The organism is Neisseria sp. HMSC066H01 (genome assembly GCF_001837375.1).
Taxonomy (GTDB): Bacteria; Pseudomonadota; Gammaproteobacteria; order Burkholderiales; family Neisseriaceae; genus Neisseria.
Genome location: NZ_KV832189.1, coordinates 319,548 through 335,064, shown reverse-complemented (window position 1 = coordinate 335,064; position 15,517 = coordinate 319,548). Strand labels below are relative to the sequence as shown.

Here is a 15,517-nt window from a genome sequence, read left to right as displayed (position 1 = left end):
ATACGCCTACCAGCAAAACCAGTCAACACCCAATTTCAAAAAAATTAAAAATTTTTCACAACTATCTGTATTTAAATAATTTAAAATTTATTGGATTTTATCGTTCGATAGATAAAACAGATACCCAAAGATAAATAGTCCTGCGGCTTTACCCTTAATTGCCACATTCAAACACTCTATATCTCTATATTACTGGCGCTTTAGTCCCATCTACTCTTACAATCTCTACTTTCTCCAATAAAACAATCATAAATTTAGAATAGTCCCTATTATGAGTAACGAAAAGATTCAACAAAAATTTGAACAAGCATATCACTCTTTTATTGAAGAGGAAAATTACGAGGAAGCGCTTAAACGTGCCGAAATTCTTTGTCTTCTCAATCCACAATCTGTCGAATTTCATCACAAAGTTGCTTATGCCTATCTGAAGCAATTGAAATGGGAAAAAGCCATTGAGGCTGAAATGAAAACGTTAGAGCTGGATAGCACCTATATTCCTGCTTTGGATTTACTTGCACATGCTTATGGCGCCCTAGGTAATTGGGAAAAAACCGGGGTTTACGGTCATCAGGCTTTGGTTCTAAAAGATAAAGCCATCCCAGACCTAGAACATGAAATCATTCCGACACCGACTCCAAAAAATGGCAAACGGATTATCTCCTTTTCTTTATTTGGCAATAATTCCAAATATATTGAGCCTGCCGTCTTAAATACCCAGCTTGCGCCTGTGCTTTTCCCTGGTTGGACATGTCGTTTTTATGTCGACGATTCTGTATCGGCTGAAGCTATTCAACGACTTAGAAATAACGGTGCTGAAGTGATTAAAGTTGGCGCACCGTTGGACAACTGGCCGGGTACGATGTGGCGCTTTCTTGCCATCAATGATCCCGAGGTTGAATACGTTATTTTCCGTGATGCGGATTCTATTATTTGCTATCGTGATGCAGCGGCAGTATCCGAATGGATAAAAAGTGGCACCCTATTCCACACTATTCGCGACTCAGGCTCGCATACTGCCCTGATTCTTGCAGGTATGTGGGGCGCTAAAGCGGGTGCAGTCCCAGATATGCAGGAAAGAATTCAGAACTTTGTCGACAAGGGCTACCCTTCCAGACATTTTGCCGACCAAGATTTTCTAGAAAAAGAATTGTGGGCCTATATCCGTCAGAATCTGTTTGCACATGACAGATTATTTGATTTCTGTAATGCACACGAAATTCCCGGCGAGTTCTACCCTAATTATCAAATCGCTTTCAGCGAAGGAGTTACCAGCTTTAACGCAACGACTGATTATGAAGACGGCAGCCTGGCAAGATGGACGCTGTACTCCAGTGCTTCGCCTTTGGTCAATCCGGACTACTCGCTCAATGCCGTTCCTGAATTTAAAGTCTGCAGTTATGTGACTGAAGTAAAAAACGGAGTGGTTTCAGCATTTTTGCCGAAGAGATATGGCAATGCGATTAAAGCAAAACTGGCCAGAATCAACATCGAACAAATCTAATTTGATTTGATTCCTAATATATCTCATTTAATGAACCCGTTATTTATGAGCAAACACATTCTCCTCGGCATTACCGGCGGTATTGCGGCGTATAAATCTTGTAAACTGGTCAGACTGTTGAAAAAACAGGGGCATTCTGTTTCGGTGGTGATGACGGATTCTGCGACGGAATTTGTCTCCCCGCTGACTTTCCAAGCATTAAGCGGCAATCCCGTGTTATCGGATACTTATTCAGGTGCCTCCAATAATGGCATGGCACACATCAACCTGACGCGCGAAGCCGACGCATTTCTTATTGCGCCTGCAACTGCCAATACGATTGCCAAAATTGCCAACGGATTGGCCGACAACCTGCTGACTACTTTGGCCGCAGCCAGAAAATGTCCTTTGGCCGTTGCGCCTGCAATGAATGTCGAAATGTGGAACAACCCTGCCAACCTGCGCAATATTGCACAACTGGCTTCAGACGGCATTACCGTGTTTTACCCAAACAGTGGCGAACAGGCTTGCGGAGAAACAGGCACAGGTAGAATGGTCGAAGCAGTCGATCTGGCAGATTTGCTAGAAGATTTATGGACACCCAAGCTACTGAGCGGCAAAAAAGTTCTGATTACAGCCGGCGCAACGTTTGAAGCCATCGATCCTGTCCGCGGCATTACTAATATTTCCAGCGGACAAATGGGTATGGCTTTAGCGCATGCGTGCCGTGCTGCCGGAGCGGAAGTCACACTGATTTACGGTCAAATTCAGACGGCCTTGCCAGCAGGCTTGGCTCATTCCGAACAGGCTGTCAGCGCAGAAGCCATGTATCAGGCAGTTCATCGCCATATTCCGGAACAAGATGTCTTTATTTCCGTTGCAGCCGTTGCAGACTATAAAGTCAAAAACAGCAGCAACGAGAAACTGAAGAAAAACAGCGATCAGCCTCCGGTTATCGAACTGACGGAAAATCCAGACATTCTCGCATCCGTTGCCGCCCTGCCTTCTCCACCGTTCTGCGTCGGCTTTGCTGCCGAAAGCCATCAAGTTTTGGAATTTGCACGGGCAAAACGTTTACGCAAAAACGTTCCAATGCTGGTGGCCAACCAAGTTTCTGTTTCCATGGGTAAGCCAACCAATCAAATCACCATTATTGATGACCTTGCCGAAACCTCCTTTCCGGAAACATCGAAACGCCAAGCCGCAGATGAAATCGTCAAACGCCTGGCTGAATTGTTGACTTGATCAAACAGAAGGCCGTCTGAAAAATTTTCAGACGGCCTTCTGTTTGAATACATTAAATCACAAACCCAATTCGCGCAGGAAACGAATATCGTCAGCCCAACCGGATTTCACTTTCACCCAAATCTTTAAGAAGACTTTGGTATCAAACAATTTTTCCATATCAAGGCGGGCTTCAGTAGAAATTTTCTTCAATTTCTCCCCACCCTTGCCAATCAAAATCGCCTTTTGGCTGTCTTTATCGACCAACACCGCGATATAAATACGGAACAGTCCGCTTTCCTCTTCCTCAAACTGCTCCACTTCAACATTCATCGCATACGGCAACTCTTCGCCCAAATAGCGGAACAATTTTTCGCGCACAATCTCCATCGCCAGGAATCGGCTGGATTTGTCCGTCACCATATCTTCCGGATACATCGGGATACTTTCCGGCAGATACGGCTTGAGCAGTTCCAGCAGATTGGCAATACGCAGGCCATGTTTCGCGCTGACTGCCTCGCTGACGGCAAACTCAAACTCTTGGCGCACTTCATTGATAAACGCCTCAAGCGCAAATTTGTCTTTGGCTTTGTCTTTATCGATTTTATTGACCACCAATACCACGGGCGTATGCTTAGGCAACTGTTTCAACACCACGCGGTCGGCATCGGTAAAGCGCATGGCTTCCACCACAAAAACCACCACGTCCACGCCGCTCAACGCTTCGGTTACGTTTTGATTAAGACGGTCATTCAAGGCATTGCGGTGATTGGTTTGAAAACCCGGCGTATCGACAAACACAAATTGCGCCGTATCGTCGGTGTAAATACCGGTTACACGGTTGCGCGTGGTTTGTGCTTTCTTACTGGTAATACTGATTTTCTGACCGATTAAATGGTTCATCAACGTGGATTTGCCGACATTAGGACGACCCACGATGGCAACAAAGCCGCAACGATAATCCGTCGGGTGTTGCGACTCGTTTTGCAAAAAGGTTTCGATATCCATTTATATATGACTTTCTTGATTGTTTCAGACGGCCTTTGCATTTTCTCAAAGGCCGTCTGAAATATTATTTTTTAGATTTTTTTAAAGGGAACTTCTGTTCCAACCATTCCAAGGCTTCACATGCCGCTTTTTGCTCGGCCACTTTCCGACTGCTGCCGCGCGCATTGCAGATGAAACCGAGTTCGCCCAAATCGCAGGAAATCACAAACATCGCATCGGCCGTCTGCTCCGCCTGCTCTTCGATTCGATATTTCGGCAGGGCAAAGCGGCGTGCCTGCAAGGCTTCCTGCAAAGCGGTTTTACTGTCTTTTTTGCCGATATTCAAATCCGCACGTTTCACGCGTTTCGCAAACAAATGGCGAACCACTTTTTCCGCCGCAGAAAAATCAGCGTCAAAGCTGACCGCCGCAAACATCGCCTCCATCGCGTCGGCCAAAATCGAAGGCCGTCTGAAACCGCCGCTCTTCAACTCGCCAGCACCCAAATACAAACCGTCGCCGACATTCATTTCCAACGCGATTTCAGCCAACACGCCTTCATTCACCAAAGCCGCGCGCATTCGCGACAACTCGCCTTCCGACAATTTCGGAAACGCGTCAAACAACATCCGCGCCACGGAATAGTTCAAAATCGAATCGCCGACAAATTCAAAACGCTCATTGTGTTTGGCATTGTAGCTGCGGTGGGTCAAAGCCTGCTGAAGCAGCTCCATATCGCGGAACTCATAGCCCAGACACTTTTGAATCGCTCGATGCGCCTGCTGTTTGAGCAAATCAGGTTTCATTCCATACTTTCAAAAAACAGCCCGAAAATACGACTCATCCGCAGTGAAACAAAATAAAAAGGCTACACCGGCAACTTTTTTATTTTGGCTCATTGTTTCTTGCGTCCCTCAAGCCGATAAACAATCAAAAGCCGTCATGTTCAAACCTGACGGCGCTCGACCGACATTGTACCATCAAACCGCCCCTGCACACATCCGTGCGGAAAAGCGGCGAATCGTGTAAAATCATGCCAAATCATCTCTTTGTCAGCTCCATGAACAAATTTGTCCAAGCATTGGCCGCAGCGCTCGACCGCTGCATCGTCACCAACACCGTCGCCGAACAAGGCGAACCCGTCGGCTTCCTCTACCGCGAAGCCCCCGTATTTGAAAACGACAGCGGCTGGCGTATTTTCAGCGGCGACGAAACCGACGAATACACCGACAATCCCGACAACTTCAGCATTGTCAGCCTCTCCGCCATTACCGCAGACAATCCCAACATCGCGCCCCTGCTGACTCAGGCAGAAGGCAGCGCGTGGGAACTGAACGAAGACGGCGAGTTCCAAGCCGTTGCCGATTGGCAGCCGCAAGAATAATCCATCCCCATTTCGTTTCAGACGGCCTTCCCCCTAACCAGGCCGTCTGAAACCGAGCCGAATCCCTATTTCACCAATATTGAAGGAATCATCATGAACATTATCGAACCACGCCTCGATGGCACCAACTTGCGCATCGGCATCGTTCAAGCCCGCTTTACCAACGAAATCGGCAGCGAAATGGTCAAAGTTTGCTGCCGCACCTTAAAAGAATTGGGCGTAGCCGAAGACAACATCACGCTTGCCACCGTCCCCGGCGCGCTTGAAGTGCCTATCGCGCTGATGAACCTCGCTTCATCCGAACAATTCGACGCCCTGATTGCCATCGGTGTTGTCATTCGCGGCGAAACCTACCACTTTGAATTGGTATCCAATGAATCCGGCGCAGGCGTCAGCCGCGTTGCCCTTGATTACAACATCCCGATCGCCAACGCCATCCTGACGACCGAAAACGACGAACAGGCCGTCGCACGCATCGAAGAAAAAGCCTCCGATGCCGCCAAAGTTGCCGTAGAATGTGCCAACTTGGTCAACCATCTTTTGTCAGAACAATACGAAGACGACGAAGAATAAACTTCTCCCCGTATTGAATACCGCATCTTTTCAGACGGCCTCCCAATCATGACATTGAGGCCGTCTGAATCATTCAATATTCAGCCGACAACCCTCGGCGCCCTCTTCACAAGGAATACCCATGAAAAGCCCACGCCGCCGCGCACGCGAGCTTGCCGTACAAGCCATTTATCAAGCAGGCATCAACAAAACTGCCGCTCCCGAAATCGCCAAAAACATCCGCGAACTGTCCCAAGCGCCCAATATGGATGAAGAGCTGTTCAACAAACTGTTTTTCGGCGCACAAACCCATGCCGAAGAATACATGGAAAAAATCAGCCCCCTGCTTGACCGCGACGAGAAAGACCTCAGCCCTATCGAACGCGCCGTTTTGCTGGTTGCCTGCCATGAGCTGAGCACCATGCCTGAAACCCCCTATCCTGTCATCATCAACGAAGCCATCGAAGTTACCAAAACTTTCGGCGGCACCGATGGCCATAAATTCGTCAACGGCATCCTAGACCAACTGGCTTCCCGCATCCGCCCCGACGAACCGCGCCGCAAAGGCTAAGATTGACTTCACATTGGGTTAGGATTACCGATATTTACCCTGTTTAGGCTAATGTGCTTATACAGCCAAACCATCAAAAAGGCCGTCTGAAATTCAGACGGCCTTTTATATTTCGATTTATTCCGATTTTGGTATTTCATAACCGGGGCAGTTTTGTTTATCGCTGTTTGCCCAGATGATACCGCTGTCGTTGTAATAAACGGTACAAGTTTCATTGGCATTGGTTTCTTTATTGGGTACAGCCTTCAAAATATAACCTGAATCGGAAGGATTAGGCATAGAATCCGTACCTTCGGAAAAACTAATATTGAAATATTGATTCTGCTGCAAATTTTCGGTAGGAAACCCTACAAAAGTACTTTTTTGAGTATAGTAGCGTTCAAGTTGTTGGGCATTATGCAGCATCTGTGTGCGGACGGATGCGAGGCGTGTTTGGCGGATGTAGTTTTGATAAGACGGATAGGCGATGGTAGCGAGAATGGCTGCAATCAAAACGACTATCAACAGCTCGATAAGCGTGAAGCCTTGTTGGTGTTTCATTTTATTTGTGTCGTTAATAATTGGAATAAGACATGAATATTATAGTCGTTTTCTTGCGGCTTAAATGTTCAGATTCGGAGGAAGTTTGGGAATTTATGTAAACGAGGTACAAGTTCTGAAAAATATGTTCATCCTTTTATTTTTTATTTCAATAAGTTAAACTTCAATTTAAGCCAACCGTCTCTTGGTTGGCCTTGGCCTTTACAGTAAAATCCAGTTGTTTTTTTGTTTCTATCAATACATTTGTTGCTTGTCTGCGACGTTATTTTATTGAATTGGTTCCTTTTATATGTCTAAAGTTTTCAAGTGGGCGGCCGGTACGGCTGTTGTAGTAGCAGCGGCTTTCGGCGGCTGGTCTTTGATGAAGCCTGAGCCTCAGTCTTCTTTTATTACGGAAGTGGTCAAACGCGGCGATATCCGTCAAACCGTATCGGCAACCGGCGAAATCTCGCCTTCCAATTTGGTATCCGTAGGCGCGGAAGCTTCAGGCCAGATTAAAAAACTGTATGTGAAACTGGGCCAACAAGTGAAAAAAGGCGATTTGATTGCAGAAATCGACTCAACCAATCAGCTCAATACCTTAAATACCGAAAAATCCAAACTGGAAACTTATCAAGCAAAATTGGTTTCTGCCGAAATCGCACTTTCCAGCGCGGAGAAAAAATATAAGCGCGAACTTGCCTTATGGAAAGAACAGGCCACTTCCAAAGAAGATTTGGAATCTGCACAAGACTCTTTAGCCGCAGCCAAAGCCAATGTCGCCGAACTGAAGGCTGCCATCAAACAATCCAAAATCTCGATCAATACAGCCGAATCCGAACTGGGCCACACGCGGATTACCGCCACCATGGACGGCACCGTAGTCGCCATTCCTGTTGAGGAAGGCCAATCCGTCAATGCGGCGCAATCTACGCCGACCATTATCCAGCTGGCCAATCTGGAAACCATGTTAAACAAAATGCAGATTGCCGAAGGCGATATTACGAAAGTCAAAGCCGGTCAGGATATTTCGTTCACCATTTTGTCCGAACCGGACACGCCGATTAAAGCGAAATTGGACAGCGTCGACCCTGGCCTGACCACCATGTCTTTGGGCAGCTACACCAGCAGCACGGACACGACTTCCAATGCAATTTACTACTATGCCCGCGCCTTGGTGCCAAATTCCGACGGCAAACTTTCCATCGGCATGACCACTCAAAACACGATTGAAATCAACGGCGTGAAGAATGTCTTACTGGTACCGACGCTGACTGTAAAAAAACATAACGGTAAATCCTATGTCAGCATTTTGGGTGCAGACAATAAAGCGGTAGAACGCGAAGTAACCGTCGGTTTGAAAGACAGCATGAATACCGAAATCAAAAGCGGCTTGAAAGAAGGCGAAAAAGTGATCGTTTCTGAAATGAGCGCAGATGAAAAGAATAAGAGCAGCGAACGCGCGATGATGGGCGGCGGCCCTCCCCGCTGATTGATTAAGGCCGTCTGAAAGGTTTGGCTGTGTTTCAGACGGCCTTGGTTTCTGTATGTCTATTTTTCGCCCGGAAAGATTATGAGTTTAATCGAATGTAAGAATATCAACCGTTTTTTCGGTAGCGGTGAAAACCGTGTGCACGTATTGAAAGATGTCAGCCTTTCTATTGAGAAAGGCGACTTTGTGGCGATTATCGGCCAATCCGGCTCGGGCAAATCGACGCTGATGAATATCTTGGGCTGTCTGGATACCGCCACTTCCGGCTCTTATCAAATCGACGGCATCGAAACATCGCAAATGCAGCCGGATGAGCTGGCGGCTTTGCGCCGTGAGCGTTTCGGCTTTATTTTCCAGCGTTACAACCTGTTAAGCTCGCTGACTGCCCGGGACAACGTCGCCCTGCCTGCCGTGTATATGGGCATGGACAGCAAAGAGCGCGCGGAACGTGCGGAAAAATTATTGGGCGATTTGGGTTTGCAAAATAAAGAAGGCAACAAACCCAGCGAGCTTTCCGGCGGCCAGCAACAGCGTGTTTCGATTGCCCGCGCGTTGATGAACGGCGGCGAAATCATCTTTGCCGACGAACCAACCGGCGCATTGGATACCGCCAGCGGTAAAAATGTGATGGAAATCATCCACAAGCTGCACGAAGACGGACATACCGTGATTATGGTCACCCACGATCCGGGCATTGCGGCAAACGCAAACCGCGTCATCGAAATCCGCGACGGTCAGATTATTTCGGATACGTCTAAAAATCCTGATATTCCGCCCAGCAAAGTGGAGCGGATTAAAGAAAAAGCTTCTTGGTCGTTTTATTACGATCAATTTATGGAAGCATTCAAAATGTCGGTACAGGCGATTATGGCGCACAAAATGCGTTCGCTGCTGACCATGCTGGGGATTATTATCGGTATTGCTTCGGTGGTATCGGTGGTGGCGTTGGGTAATGGTTCTCAACAAAAAATCCTGGAAGACATCAACTCGATGGGCACAAACACCATCAGTATCTTCCCCGGACGCGGTTTTGGCGACCGTAGAAGCGGACGAATCAAGACACTGACGATTAATGACGCAAAAGCCATCAGCCAACAAAGCTACGTCGCCTCTGCCACCCCTCAAACCAACTCCGGCGGCACCTTGACCTACCGCAACACCGACCTGACCGCCTCGCTTTACGGCGTAGGCGAGCAATATTTCGACGTGCGCGGTTTGAAATTGGAAGAAGGCCGTCTGTTTGATGATGACGATGTAAAAACCGATGCCCAAGTCGTCGTTATCGACCAAAACACCAAAACCAAACTCTTCGGCGAAGGAGTTAATCCTTTAGGCAAAACCATCCTTTTCAAAAAACGCCCGTTAACCGTCATCGGCATTATGAAAAAGGATGACAACTCGTTCGGCAATTCCGACTCGCTGATGCTTTGGTCGCCGCATACAACGGTCATGCACCAAATTACCGGCGAAAGCTATACCAACTCCATCGTTGTCAAAATCAAAGACGATGCCAACACGCAGGTTGCCGAAAAAAGCCTGACCGAGCTGCTGAAAGCACGCCACGGTACAGAAGACTTCTTTATGAACAACAGCGACAGCATCAAAGAAATGGTTGAAAGCACGACCGGCACCATGACGCTGCTGATTTCTTCCATCGCGGTCATCTCTTTGGTGGTCGGCGGCATCGGCGTGATGAACATCATGTTGGTCTCCGTTACCGAGCGTACCAAAGAAATCGGCGTGCGCATGGCAATCGGCGCGCGGCGCAACAATATTTTGCAGCAGTTTCTGATTGAGGCCGTTTTAATCTGCATCATCGGCGGCCTTTCGGGCGTATTGTTGTCCGCAAGCATCAGCCTGGTGTTCAACTATTTTGTTACCGATTTCCCGATGAGCATTTCCATGGCTTCCGTCATCGGCGCAGTGGTCTGCTCCACCGCCATCGGCGTCGCGTTCGGCTTTATGCCTGCCAACAAGGCTTCCAAGCTCAACCCGATTGATGCCTTAGCTCAAGATTGATTATGTTTCAGACGGCCTATTATCTTAAGGCCGTCTGAAATGCCGTTACCCGAAAGATTTTTATGAAGACAAAACCTTTTTCCCAAGCAGCCTTATCCTTGGCTGTTGCCCTTGTCCTAAGTGCGTGCGCCGCGCCTAAAGCCAATCCGAACCTGACGCTGGAAGCAACCGGCCAAGTCATGAGTGCGGCGGAAACTGCCGAACGCTACGATGTAAACGGCAACTGGTGGGAAATCTACCAAAGCCCGCAGCTTAATGCGCTGATGGAGCAGGCGCTGGCGAACAATGTCGATTTGAAACAGGCGGCCATCAGCGTCAACAAGGCTTTGTACCAAGCCAATATTTTGGGTGCGGATTTGGTACCTTCGTTCAGCGGCTCGTTGGGTGCGAATGCTTCTAAAAACCTGAAAACCGGCAGCCACGGCAATACCTTCAGCAGCCAGCTTGGCTTGAGCTATGAATTGGATTTGTGGCGCAAACTCAGTGCCACTGCCGATGCGCAGGTATGGGAATACCAAGCCACGCATGAAGACATGGCCAACACGCGCCTGACTTTGATTAATAATGTCGCCGATGCCTATTTCAATATTGCCTACCTGAACGAAGCCATCGAGTTGGCGCAAAAATCGCTGAAGCAATATCAGGAAATCAACCGCATTGCGAATGCCAAGTTCCGCTACGGCCGGGCTGACTCCAGCCAGCCGACCCAAGCCAAACAGTCATTGTTGAACGCAGAAAACAGCCTGTTGTCTTTGCAAAACAATTTGGATACGCAAAAACAGGTTTTGCGTAATTTATTGAATTTAAGGCCGTCTGAAAACATGGCCGCCGATCCGGCACAATTCCGTCTGTTGCCGGTCAAAGGTGTAAATTTGGACGTACCGATTACCGTTTTGGCCAACCGCCCTGACCTGCGCGCCGCCGAATACCGCCTGCAAGCGTCGCAACAATCGGTCAACGCGCAAAAACGCAGTTGGTATCCGTCGATTACTTTGGGCGCAAGTTTGAGTACGTCTTCCGACAAAGCAAAAAGCACGTTCAATATCCCCATGTTAGGCGGCTCGGCCACCATCAATCTGCCTTTCCTTAATTGGCAGACCATGAAATGGAAAGACAAAACCGTACAAGCGGAGATAGACAGCGCCAAGCTGAATTTTGAAAAAGCCCTGACCACTGCGCTCAACGAAGTCAATACCAATTACCTTGCCTACAAAAACGCGCAGGCCGGCCTTGCCAATCAGGAACAGCGTTACCAGTTGGACAAGAAAAACAGCCATTACTATCAAGTCCGCTACCAACACGGTAAAAACGAACTGAAAGACTGGCTGGAGGCTTTGAATACGGAATACAGCTCGGCGCAAAACCTGCTGAACCAACGCTATGAGGCTTTAAAATACGAAAATATGGTGTACAAAGCCATGGCAGGACGTTATACGCCGAAATAGCATTTTCAGACGGCCTTTGGTTAATTTCCGTCAAAGGCCGTCTGAAACCATTCAAGCAACTGAATTTTCATATATAATCGCGCGTTTATTTGATTTTATCCGGACAACATTATGGCCTTCGCCTCTCTCTTTACGCTTTTGGACGACATTACCGCCGTTTTGGACGATGTAGCGATGATGACCAAAGTCGCCGCCAAAAAAACCGCCGGCGTGGTCGGCGACGATTTGGCGCTCAACGCCAATCAGGTAACCGGCGTATCTGCCGAGCGCGAATTGCCGATTATTTGGGCGGTGGCAAAAGGCTCTCTGGTCAACAAGCTGATTCTGGTGCCGCTTGCGCTGTTGCTTTCCGCTTTCGTGCCTGCACTGATTACGCCCTTGCTGATGATCGGCGGTGTTTATTTGTGTTTTGAAGGCGTAGAAAAACTGTTGCACAAATTTCTACACCGCAATGAACACGAAGATGGACACAATGCCGAGCCTGAAGTCACAGACGAAAAAACAAAAGTTAAAGGCGCGGTCCGCACGGATTTCATCCTCTCCGCCGAAATCATCATTATTGCGCTGGGCGTTGTTGAAAAATATGACCTGATAACACGTTCTTTGGTTATGGTTGCCATCGGTATCGGCATGACGGTGTTGGTGTACGGCTTGGTCGGCATTATCGTCAAACTTGACGACCTCGGTATGATGCTGATGCGCCAAAAAAGTGCCACCGTACAAGGCATCGGATGCGGTTTGATTTCATTTATGCCTTGGTTTATGCGCGGCTTGAGCATTGTCGGCACGCTGGCGATGTTCTTGGTCGGCGGCGGACTGATCGCCCACAACCTTGGTTTTTTGCACGATTTCCTCCACGCGCAACATTGGGACAGCGGCATGATGGAACATATCGCCAATCTAGTGATCGGAGTAGCCGCCGGTGCATTGGCCTGCGCCATTGTCCTGCCTGCAATGAAACTGTTTCAAAAAGACTGATTTTGTTTCCCTGCCGTCTGAAAACCTTTCAGACGGCCTCAATACCATTTAAAGCATGAATATTTTCCGTAAACTCGAACAATACTGGCAACACCCGCTGCTGTACTGGCCGCTGGTCATCTTGATTGCCGCCGCGACGCCGTTCACTTTCGCCCCGTATTATCATTTCTGGCTGATGCCGCTGTTGTTCGGCGCGCTGATACGCCTGATTGAATTGCGTCCGCGCTTTGCCGTCATAACTGCCTATCTGTTCGGATTAATCGGTTATACGGCGCAGTTTTATTGGATACACACTGCCCTGCATGATGTTTCGGGTCTGCCGGATTCATACGCTATCCCCCTCACCTTCCTGCTGCCGGCATTTCTTGCGCTTTATCCGGCCATCTGTTTTTGGGTGTGGAGAAAATGCAACCTGGCGCGCTGGGCCAAAACCGGCCTCCTGCTGCCGATTTTGTGGACGCTGGCAGAATTTGCCCGCGAACGCTTCCTGACCGGATTCGGCTGGGGCGCCATCGGCTATTCCCAAATCATCAAAGACAGCCCGTTGGCAGGCTTCGCGCCGTTGGGCGGCATTCATATGGTTACGCTGGCAACCGCTTTCCTCAGCGCATGGCTGGTGTTGCTGATTGACAACCACGGCCGTCTGAAACATCGCCTTCTGCCCTTATTCCTTATCGTTGCGCTCTGCTCCGTCGGCTACATTTCCCAACAAACCGAATACACCCGCCCCGACGGCAGCACCAGCACCGTCGCCCTGATTCAAGGCAATATCGAGCAAAATCTGAAATGGAAAGAAGAACAAATCATTCCGACCATTCAGAAATACTACGAACAAATCAGCAAAACCAGTGCCGACATCGTCATCCTGCCTGAAACCGCCCTGCCGCTGATGCGCCAGGACCTGCCCGAAGGCATCTTGGAACAATTCGCCGAACAGGCGCAAAGCAACGGCAGCGCATTGGCCATCGGTATCAGCCAATATACGCCCGACGGCAACGGCTACGAAAATGCCGTCATCAATTTGAGCGACTATCACAACAGCACTTCCGATACCATCCCCTACTACGCCAAGAACCACCTGGTTCCATTCGGCGAATACAAGCCATTGCCCATCATTACCGAGCGCCTCTATAAAATGATGGATATGCCTTTGGCCGACTTCCAAAAAGGCGGCGACAACCAAGCGCCTTTGACAATGAAAGATCAAAAAGTCGCCTTCAATATCTGCTATGAAGACGGTTTCGGCGACGAACTCATCGCAACGGCCAAACGCTCCACCCTGCTTGCCAACATCAGCAATATGGCGTGGTACGGCAAATCCAATGCCATGTACCAGCAGCTTCAACAGTCCCAAGCACGCGCGATGGAACTGGGCCGCTACATGGTTCGTGCCACCAATACCGGCGCAACCGCCATTATTTCCCCTAAAGGCACGATTGTTGCCGAAGCCCAACCGGATACAGAAACCGTCCTCGAAGGCCACGTCAAAGGCTACATCGGCGAAACGCCTTATATGAAAGCAGGCGGCTCAACCTGGCTTATCAGTATTTTGGCCGTTATCGGCGTATTCCTCATTCTGATTGGCCGGAAGAAACCAGAATAAGAATTCTAAGACCTTGTTATACAAGGTCTTTTTTATTGATAAAACTATTTACATACAGAAATGTTTGTAATATACTTATCCAAAACCTAGCAAATCACTCAAATTTTCAAAGACAATCAACTCCTGCAATTTAAGCAGCAAAAACTATTGAATCCGTCGTTTAATTTACAGAAAAAATCCAACCCATAACAAAACAAACCACAGGCAGTGTTATACTGCTTGTCACACAATAAACAAAAAGCCGTTTTCAGACGGCCTAATCAAGGAGAGCATCCTTTTATGAATAAAGCTTTTGCATTACCCGTTATCCACAGCGGCAACGGTAGCCTCGAGCAATACATTCATACAGTCAACAGCATTCCCATGCTGACTGCCGAAGAAGAAACGCAACTGGCCGAACGTCAACAAAAAGGCGACCTCAACGCCGCCAAACAGCTTATTCTGTCCCATCTTCGTGTCGTCGTATCCATCGCACGCGGTTACGACGGCTACGGCCTCAACCAAGCCGACCTGATTCAAGAAGGCAATATCGGCCTGATGAAAGCCGTCAAACGCTACGAACCAAGTCGCGGCGCGCGCCTGTTTTCGTTTGCCGTGCATTGGATTAAAGCCGAAATCCACGAATTCATTTTGCGCAACTGGCGTTTGGTCCGCGTGGCCACAACCAAACCGCAGCGCAAACTGTTCTTCAATCTGCGCAGCATGCGTAAAAACTTGAATGCCTTGTCTCCAAAAGAAGCGCAAGAAATCGCCGACGATTTGGGCGTCAAATTGTCCGAAGTCTTGGAAATGGAACAACGCATGACCGGCCACGACATCGGCATCATGGCAGAAAACAACGATGACGAGGACAACTTCGCCCCTATCGACTGGTTGGCCGACCACGATGCAGAGCCCAGCCGTCAGTTGTCTAAACAAGCCCACTACGCCCTGCAAACCGAAGGTCTGCAAAACGCCTTGGCGCAACTGGACGACCGCAGCCGCCGTATCGTTGAAAGCCGCTGGTTGCAAGACGATGGCGGTTTGACCCTGCACGAATTGGCTGCCGAATACGGCGTATCTGCCGAACGCATCCGCCAAATCGAAGCCAAAGCCATGCAAAAACTGCGCGGTTTCTTGGCAGAAGAAGCAGAAGCCGTTTAAGCCTTTCTTGATAAAAAGGCCGTCTGAATCTTTTCAGACGGCCTTTTCGATGGCAAACCTCGTCGTATCTTATTCCCCCAACACATTCATTTTAAAGCCCACTTAAGCTATAATAGCCACC

The 15,517-nt window shown here is 48.6% G+C and carries 14 protein-coding genes; 11 read left to right on the top strand and 3 right to left on the bottom strand.

Features of this window, described 5'->3' with window-relative positions; translation table 11 throughout:
- Window positions 1-271: 271 nt before the first annotated feature.
- Both HMPREF2551_RS01845 and coaBC read left to right on the top strand, forming a co-directional pair.
- A complete protein-coding gene (locus HMPREF2551_RS01845) occupies window positions 272-1,501 on the top strand; it encodes a tetratricopeptide repeat protein (protein ID WP_070836912.1) in 1,230 nt (409 codons plus the stop codon).
- Window positions 1,502-1,546: 45 nt separating this feature from the next.
- Window positions 1,547-2,725: a bifunctional phosphopantothenoylcysteine decarboxylase/phosphopantothenate--cysteine ligase CoaBC gene (coaBC, locus tag HMPREF2551_RS01840; RefSeq protein WP_070836911.1), complete on the top strand. Its 1,179-nt coding sequence runs from the start codon at window positions 1,547-1,549 to the stop codon at window positions 2,723-2,725.
- Between the two features lie 57 nt (window positions 2,726-2,782).
- Here the strand turns inward: coaBC and era are convergent, their stop codons facing one another.
- Entirely contained in the window at window positions 2,783-3,712 is a 930-nt protein-coding gene (gene era, locus HMPREF2551_RS01835) for a GTPase Era (RefSeq protein ID WP_070836910.1), read from the bottom strand.
- A 64-nt stretch (window positions 3,713-3,776) separates the two neighbouring features.
- A complete protein-coding gene (gene rnc, locus HMPREF2551_RS01830) occupies window positions 3,777-4,496 on the bottom strand; it encodes a ribonuclease III (protein ID WP_070836909.1) in 720 nt (239 codons plus the stop codon).
- A 254-nt stretch (window positions 4,497-4,750) separates the two neighbouring features.
- Between rnc and HMPREF2551_RS01825 the strand changes: the two genes are divergently transcribed.
- The 3 genes from HMPREF2551_RS01825 (at window position 4,751) to nusB (ending at window position 6,197) form a co-directional block, all read left to right on the top strand.
- Window positions 4,751-5,074 (top strand): DUF2185 domain-containing protein, encoded by a 324-nt coding sequence (locus HMPREF2551_RS01825; protein WP_070836920.1) that lies wholly within the window; start codon window positions 4,751-4,753, stop codon window positions 5,072-5,074.
- Window positions 5,075-5,167: 93 nt separating this feature from the next.
- Window positions 5,168-5,647 (top strand): 6,7-dimethyl-8-ribityllumazine synthase, encoded by a 480-nt coding sequence (gene ribH / locus HMPREF2551_RS01820; RefSeq protein WP_003748562.1) that lies wholly within the window; start codon window positions 5,168-5,170, stop codon window positions 5,645-5,647.
- Between the two features lie 121 nt (window positions 5,648-5,768).
- Window positions 5,769-6,197, top strand: coding sequence for a transcription antitermination factor NusB (gene nusB, locus HMPREF2551_RS01815; protein ID WP_004519698.1), 429 nt, complete (start codon window positions 5,769-5,771; stop codon window positions 6,195-6,197).
- Between the two features lie 117 nt (window positions 6,198-6,314).
- Here the strand turns inward: nusB and HMPREF2551_RS01810 are convergent, their stop codons facing one another.
- Window positions 6,315-6,737 (bottom strand): type IV pilin protein, encoded by a 423-nt coding sequence (locus HMPREF2551_RS01810; protein ID WP_070836908.1) that lies wholly within the window; start codon window positions 6,735-6,737, stop codon window positions 6,315-6,317.
- Between the two features lie 289 nt (window positions 6,738-7,026).
- On the opposite strand from HMPREF2551_RS01810, the gene HMPREF2551_RS01805 reads away from it, so the two are divergent.
- From HMPREF2551_RS01805 to rpoH, 6 genes are all read left to right on the top strand, one after another.
- On the top strand, window positions 7,027-8,208 hold the full coding sequence (locus tag HMPREF2551_RS01805; RefSeq protein WP_070836907.1) for an efflux RND transporter periplasmic adaptor subunit: 1,182 nt from the start codon (window positions 7,027-7,029) through the stop codon (window positions 8,206-8,208).
- Between the two features lie 81 nt (window positions 8,209-8,289).
- Complete coding sequence (locus HMPREF2551_RS01800; protein ID WP_070836906.1) at window positions 8,290-10,227, top strand: MacB family efflux pump subunit; 1,938 nt, start codon at window positions 8,290-8,292, stop codon at window positions 10,225-10,227.
- Window positions 10,228-10,289: 62 nt separating this feature from the next.
- Window positions 10,290-11,672 (top strand): efflux transporter outer membrane subunit, encoded by a 1,383-nt coding sequence (locus HMPREF2551_RS01795; protein WP_070836905.1) that lies wholly within the window; start codon window positions 10,290-10,292, stop codon window positions 11,670-11,672.
- 111 nt (window positions 11,673-11,783) lie between these two features.
- Window positions 11,784-12,650 (top strand): DUF808 domain-containing protein, encoded by an 867-nt coding sequence (locus HMPREF2551_RS01790; RefSeq protein ID WP_070836904.1) that lies wholly within the window; start codon window positions 11,784-11,786, stop codon window positions 12,648-12,650.
- A gap of 55 nt (window positions 12,651-12,705) precedes the next feature.
- The gene (gene lnt / locus HMPREF2551_RS01785) at window positions 12,706-14,253 is read left to right on the top strand and encodes an apolipoprotein N-acyltransferase (RefSeq protein WP_070836903.1); all 1,548 of its coding nucleotides are present in this window, start codon (window positions 12,706-12,708) and stop codon (window positions 14,251-14,253) included.
- A 279-nt stretch (window positions 14,254-14,532) separates the two neighbouring features.
- Window positions 14,533-15,396, top strand: coding sequence for an RNA polymerase sigma factor RpoH (gene rpoH, locus HMPREF2551_RS01780; RefSeq protein WP_004519690.1), 864 nt, complete (start codon window positions 14,533-14,535; stop codon window positions 15,394-15,396).
- The last annotated feature ends 121 nt before the right edge of the window (window positions 15,397-15,517 follow it).